Raw genomic sequence first — 6,067 nt, 5'->3', positions numbered from 1 at the left:
TTCGCCGCCGGACGCAGCCTTCGGCAGCTGCTACGGGGGACAGTGCTGAACCTGAAATTCCTTAACTGACTGGCATTGGCCGAATATGGCTGCATCTATAATCAGCCCGCCGTGATAACCAGGCACGAGCGGACAATCCTCAAACGACACCGTCACTGGACGTTCACCATGACTGATCTTTCTGCCTTTCCCATCACCCGAAAATGGCCTGCCCGGTACCCTGAGTGGATTCAGCTCTATTCCTTGCCGACCCCTAACGGCGTCAAGGTGTCGATCATGCTTGAAGAAATCGGTCTGCCTTACGAGCCTCACCGTGTGGGCTTTGACACCAACGATCAACTGTCTCCCGAGTTTATGTCGCTCAACCCTAACAACAAGATCCCGGCGATCCTTGACCCTCACGGCCCGGGCGACCAACCGCTGGCACTGTTCGAGTCCGGGGCGATTCTGATCTACCTGGCCGACAAGAGCGGGCAACTGCTGGCGCAGGAGTCGGCAGCGCGCTACGAGACGATCCAGTGGCTGATGTTTCAGATGGGGGGGATCGGCCCGATGTTCGGCCAGGTCGGCTTCTTCAATAAGTTCGCCGGCAAGGATTTCGAAGACAAGCGCCCCCGCGATCGTTTTGTCGCAGAGACCAGGCGTTTGCTGAATGTGCTTGAAGCGCGGCTGACCGGCCGCAACTGGATCATGGGCGAGCGCTACACCATCGCCGACATCGCGACGTTCCCGTGGGTGCGCAACTTGATCGGGTTTTATGAGGCCGGGGATCTGGTGGGAATCAACGACTATCCCAACGTGTTACGGGTGCTGGAGCGATTTGTGGCGCGGCCGGCGGTTGTGCGGGGGCTGGAAATCCCTAAGTCAGTGCTTTAGACATACGTCAAGGCGCCGCCGAATATTCAGCTGCTCGGCGGTTTCACTGAGCAATCGAGGAAAAGACGATGAGCATCGTGCTGCCTGAACCCCTTGCCGATTATTTTTCGGGCGAGAAAACCACAGATTCCACTGCATTAGAACGCTGTTTCACCACCGACGCCAACGTCCGCGATGAAGGGCAGGTGTATCAGGGACTGGAAGCCATTAAAGCCTGGAAACAAGCGGCACAGGCCAAGTACCAATATAGCGTCGAGCCTCTGAGCGTCTCGCAAGAGAAAGGCACTACGCTGGTGCGCGCCCGGCTCGTCGGAAATTTTCCGGGTAGCCCGGTCGAGGTCACTTACCGCTTTGTCCTGCAGCAGGGACGGATTGCTTCGCTGGGTATCGGCGCATGAGCACGAGACCGTCCCTACGATCTCACTCGTCATTGTTGCGAAATCTGTAACAAACTCTTTCTGAAGTGACGTTTGTGTCGTTCCGGGATGCGGGCATAAGCTCTCATCCCTTTAGACGTTCGTCTCGTTTACACCCTTGGCCTACCTTCAGGAAAACCAATGTCCAGCCAGTTCCCAGAAGCACGTCCACGTCGTCTGCGACGTTCCGCCAGCCTGCGCAGACTGTTCCAGGAAACCGAATTCACGCTCAATGATCTGGTGCTGCCAATTTTCGTCGAGGAGGAAATCGATGATTTTGTCCCGATCAAAAGCATGCCCGGCGTGATGCGCATTCCCGAGTCGAAACTGGCAGGTGAAATCGAGCGTTATGCGCGGGCAGGTATCAAGTCGGTGATGACCTTTGGTGTGTCGCATCATCTGGATGGCGCGGGCAGCGACACCTGGAATGAGCGCGGTCTGGTTTCGCGCATGGCGAGCATCTGCAAGGACGCCGTGCCGGACATGATCGTCATGTCGGACACCTGCTTTTGCGAGTACACCGATCACGGCCATTGCGGCGTGATGCACGGCGGTGAGGTCGATAACGACAAGACACTGATCAATCTGGGCAAGCAAGCGGTCGCCGCCGCGCGAGCCGGCGCAGATGTCATCGCACCGTCAGCGGCGATGGACGGGCAGGTCCAGGCCATCCGTCGTGCCCTCGACGAGGCTGGTTTCAGTAACACGGCGATCATGGCCTACTCGACCAAATTCGCATCGGCGCTTTACGGCCCGTTCCGCGAAGCCGGCGGCAGTGCGCTGAAGGGCGACCGCAAAAGCTATCAAATGAACCCGATGAATCGCCGCGAAGCGGTGCGCGAGTCGCTACTGGATGAACAAGAAGGCGCCGACGCCTTGATGGTCAAACCAGCGGGCGCTTATCTGGACATCATCCGCGATATTCGCGAGGCCTCGCGGCTACCGTTGGCGGCTTATCAGGTGAGTGGCGAATACGCGATGATCAAATTCGCCGCCGCGGCTGGCGCAATAGATGAAGAACGCATTGTTCGAGAAAGCCTGGGCGCGATCAAGCGCGCGGGTGCGGACCTGATCTTCAGCTACTTTGCGATGGATCTGGCGCTGAGCGGGATTTGAAGCCTGATGTCTCCTGGCTTGGACTAAGCTGATCCACGTTCACGATCGGGAGGAGCCAGGCATGAACATCGAACCGTCGGACGGGGTGGTAACGCTGCTGGTGCGGCACCGAGTCAAACAGGGCCAGGATGAGAAGTATGAAGCCTGGTTGCGCCGCACTATCGCTATTGCCCGCAATTACCCGGGGCATCTGGGAATCGATGTGGTGCGCGGGCAAAACGGTGGGCTGGCACTCTTCACCAGTGTGTTGCGCTTCGCCACGACCGGGCAATTGCAGCACTGGCTGGACTCCGAAGATCGTCAGCGTCTGGTAGCGGAAGCGCAGCCAATGCTGGCCGATGGTGATCAGACCGAGGTCAACGCCGACCGTGAATTCTGGTTTACGCCGGTCGATGCTGACGGGCAGGCTCCACCACCGCGCTGGAAGCAGGCCTGCGTCACCTTTCTGGTGATCCTGCCCTTGAGTTTTCTGGTGCCGATGTTGTGGACGCCACTGTTCGTCCGGCAGCCGTGGCTGGGCGGTTACGTGCAGAGCAACGTGCTGATCACCTTGAGCATCGTGCTGTTGGTGGTCTATGTGTTCATGCCACCGGTGACCCGGCTGTTCAGCAAGTGGCTGCAGCCAAGGTCTGCGCCATGATGACTAAGGCCCGGGCCGGATCCCGCGCTCACTGAAATAGCGCTCGAGAACCGTTGGGTCGCTGGACAGTTCAGCGAGCGCCACGTAGGTATCGGGCCGCAACAGATAGAACGCATCGCGCGCAAGGCCGGCGGCTTCATGGACAGGTCCCCAAGGGAAAATGTGCAACGCAATGTAGTGATCAGCGCACCATGCAACGAGTGCGTCGCTGGCAAGGCCGTATACATGGACCTGCCAGGACATCCCCGACAGCGTATTGAAATTGTCGATATCGCCATCGTGCGCCCAGGGCAACCGATCACCGCCATGAACGTCGCCGGCGCTGCCGGCGCTCAGGGGCATTGCTCGATAGTTCAGGGTGATCTGCGAAATCGTGCGGAACATAAACTCGCGTACCGCTGCCAGTGAAGTGGCCTTGGCTAGCAGAAACGGTGCCAGGCGTGTCCGCACAATATTGGCAATGGGCCCATCGGCGGTGACGAAGCTGAACACCCGATCGGTGGTTGCCACCAGTCGTCGGGCAAATTCAATGCGCTCGGTTTCATAACTGTCCAGCAGCGTGTCCGAAGCGCTGCCCTTCAGCACGGCAGCGAGTTTCCAGGCGAGATTGATCGCATCGCCAATCCCGGTGTTCATCCCCTGACCGCCGGCGGGGCTGTGGACATGCGCGGCGTCGCCCAGCAGGAACGTTCGTCCGCTGCGGAAGTGGTCCGCCACCCGGTGATGCACACGATAGGTGGAAAACCAGTTCACCTTGAGTACTTGAACCTTGAGATGCTCGATGGCCCGGCTGCTGACGTCCTCGAACTTGAGCGTCTCGGCGTGTTCGGCGCGCTCGTCTCGTACCGTCCCGATCAACCGGGCACGTCCATGACCTGCATCTGCCAGGGGGAAGATTGCGAGGAAGTCTGCTTCGTCGAGGTCCACGTGCAGTTCACCGTTGATCGGCGGACCTGCTGCGTCCACATCGGCGACGTAGAAAACCTGCTGATAGGTGCCACCGGGAAAACCCGTATTAAGGGTTTTGCGCACCGTCGAACGGGCGCCGTCGCAACCCGCCAGGTAACGGGCTTCGCAGGTCTCTTCCTGCCCCTGAGCGTTGATCAAGTGCGCGGTGACGTATCCGTCGGCCTCCTCGAGGCTCTTCAGTTCGGTTTCGCGCTCTACCGAAACGCCGAACATTTCCAGACGTTCGATCAGCAGTTGTTCGTGTTCGTCCTGAGGGTACATTTCGAGGAAAGAATAAGGCGTCAGATCCTTGCCAATAGTCTCGAACGGCAAACGCGCAACCGGTTCGCCTTTGACCCAGAGGTTGGCCGCAGGCACCGTGTGACCGCGTTGCACAATGGCGTCTGCGAGGTCGAGCTGACGGTAGAGCTCGAGGGTTCGCGCCTGGACCGCCAGGGCTCGCGATGTTGTGCCTGGCAAAGCGGTCTTGTCGAGGATTCGCACCTTGATCCCCAGTTTGCTGAGCCAGAGCGCCAGAACCAGACCGGTCGGGCCGGCCCCAATGATCAGAACGTCACAGCGCTTCATGTCGTTGCCCTCCGATAGAGATCAATTTCACGCCGTAGAGTGTGCGCCTATGTTGAGCAGCTGACAGCTGGGTAAAAGCGGTTTGTGAGGGAACGTGTGAATCCCGGATGATTAAGGGAGCAGAGCCGAACGCAGCCTTCGGCAGCTGCTACGGGGAATGTGCGGAGCCACAAACTACTTGACTGACCGGCATTGAACAGCGGCTCGACTCAAGGGTCGATATCCGCGCCGGCTTTGTTCATAGTCGTTCCATCAGCCCAACGCGATCATTCGAGGAAGCATGCGATCAATTCGACTCATTGCGAGTATCGCCACACTGCTGGTGCTGGCCGGTTGCGGTAGCCAGCGCACTCAGGAGTCGCCTGCGCGACCGGAGCAGGTGAGGGCGAAGATTGTTCGACTGTTACCGGCGAAGACGGTTGATCGAGAGGGTTGGGCCACCGACATCTACGCCGCGTTCGCGGCGCAAGGCATTGCCCCGACCACGGAAAACCTCTGTTCAGTACTGGCAGTGACCGAGCAGGAGTCCACTTTTCAGGTTGACCCGCCAGTGCCGGGGCTGGGAAAAATTGCGCGAGATGAAATCGACCGCCGTGCGGCGAAGGTGCATGTCCCCAGTCTACTGGTGAGCGCGGCTTTGCAGGTTCGCTCGCCAAACGGCAAGAGTTACAGTGATCGGCTCAGTGCTGCGCGTACCGAAAAGGATCTCAGCGCCATTTTCGACGATTTCATTGGTATGGTGCCGATGGGGCGCAACCTCTTCGGGAACTTCAATCCGGTGCACACCGCCGGGCCGATGCAAGTCAGCATCGCGTTTGCCGAAACCCGGACCCGAGCCTATCCCTATCCCGTGGACGGCTCGATTCGCCACGAAGTGTTCAGCCGTCGCGGCGGGATGTACTTCGGCATTGCACATTTGCTGGGTTATCCGGTGAGTTACTCCAAACCGCTGTACCGCTTCGCCGATTTCAATGCCGGTTGGTACGCCAGCCGCAATGCCGCCTTCCAGAGCGCTGTCAGTCGCGCTTCGGGGATCGGGCTGGCACTCGATGGCGACCTGATTGCCTTTGGGTCCATCATGCCCGGAACGACCGAGTTGGCAGTGCGAACCCTGGGCAAGCAATTGGACATGCGTAACCCGACCATCAGAAGCCAGCTGGAGCAGGGCAATAGTCTTGAATTCGAAGACAGCACACTCTACAAGCGAGTCTTTGCTGTGGCCGAAAAGGCCGAAGGCAAGCCACTGCCACGGGCGATACTGCCAGGTATCGTTCTGCAAAGCCCGAAAATCACCCGCAAACTCACCACGGCCTGGTTTGCCAAACGGGTCGATGAACGCCATCAGCGCTGCATGGCACAGGCTTCGGGTGGCTGACGGGGGGGAGCGGCTTCCTGCACGTTTGGAACATGTCTAGTCCTGAAATAGGTTTACACCTGTTTCACCCTAACGCTCGATGACGCTGAACTCGCCTTACGCGACGTT

At 59.0% G+C, this 6,067-nt stretch carries 6 protein-coding genes; 5 read left to right on the top strand and 1 reads right to left on the bottom strand.

Annotated elements, in window-relative coordinates; translation table 11 throughout:
- Nucleotides 1-168: 168 nt before the first annotated feature.
- The 4 genes from AC07W5_RS29430 (at nucleotide 169) to AC07W5_RS29415 (ending at nucleotide 3,048) form a co-directional block, all read left to right on the top strand.
- Nucleotides 169-876: a glutathione binding-like protein gene (locus AC07W5_RS29430; protein ID WP_494992187.1), complete on the top strand. Its 708-nt coding sequence runs from the start codon at nucleotides 169-171 to the stop codon at nucleotides 874-876.
- A 68-nt stretch (nucleotides 877-944) separates the two neighbouring features.
- Entirely contained in the window at nucleotides 945-1,274 is a 330-nt protein-coding gene (locus AC07W5_RS29425) for a nuclear transport factor 2 family protein (protein ID WP_495024862.1), read from the top strand.
- 159 nt (nucleotides 1,275-1,433) lie between these two features.
- Nucleotides 1,434-2,408 carry a porphobilinogen synthase gene (gene hemB, locus AC07W5_RS29420; RefSeq protein WP_495024861.1) on the top strand — a complete coding sequence of 325 codons (975 nt, stop codon included), beginning with the start codon at nucleotides 1,434-1,436 and terminating at the stop codon, nucleotides 2,406-2,408.
- Between the two features lie 61 nt (nucleotides 2,409-2,469).
- Entirely contained in the window at nucleotides 2,470-3,048 is a 579-nt protein-coding gene (locus AC07W5_RS29415; RefSeq protein WP_495024860.1) for an antibiotic biosynthesis monooxygenase, read from the top strand.
- Between the two features lie 3 nt (nucleotides 3,049-3,051).
- Here AC07W5_RS29415 and AC07W5_RS29410 read toward each other — a convergent pair whose 3' ends face one another.
- Nucleotides 3,052-4,584 carry an FAD-dependent oxidoreductase gene (locus tag AC07W5_RS29410; RefSeq protein WP_494992183.1) on the bottom strand — a complete coding sequence of 511 codons (1,533 nt, stop codon included), beginning with the start codon at nucleotides 4,582-4,584 and terminating at the stop codon, nucleotides 3,052-3,054.
- 280 nt (nucleotides 4,585-4,864) lie between these two features.
- On the opposite strand from AC07W5_RS29410, the gene AC07W5_RS29405 reads away from it, so the two are divergent.
- Nucleotides 4,865-5,959, top strand: coding sequence for a DUF1615 domain-containing protein (locus tag AC07W5_RS29405; protein ID WP_495024859.1), 1,095 nt, complete (start codon nucleotides 4,865-4,867; stop codon nucleotides 5,957-5,959).
- Nucleotides 5,960-6,067: the final 108 nt, after the last annotated feature.

It is taken from the genome of Pseudomonas sp. GW821-FHT01E05 (genome assembly GCF_059422425.1).
Note: the sequence above shows the minus strand (reverse complement) of the source record. Positions and strands in the feature narration are given on the sequence as shown.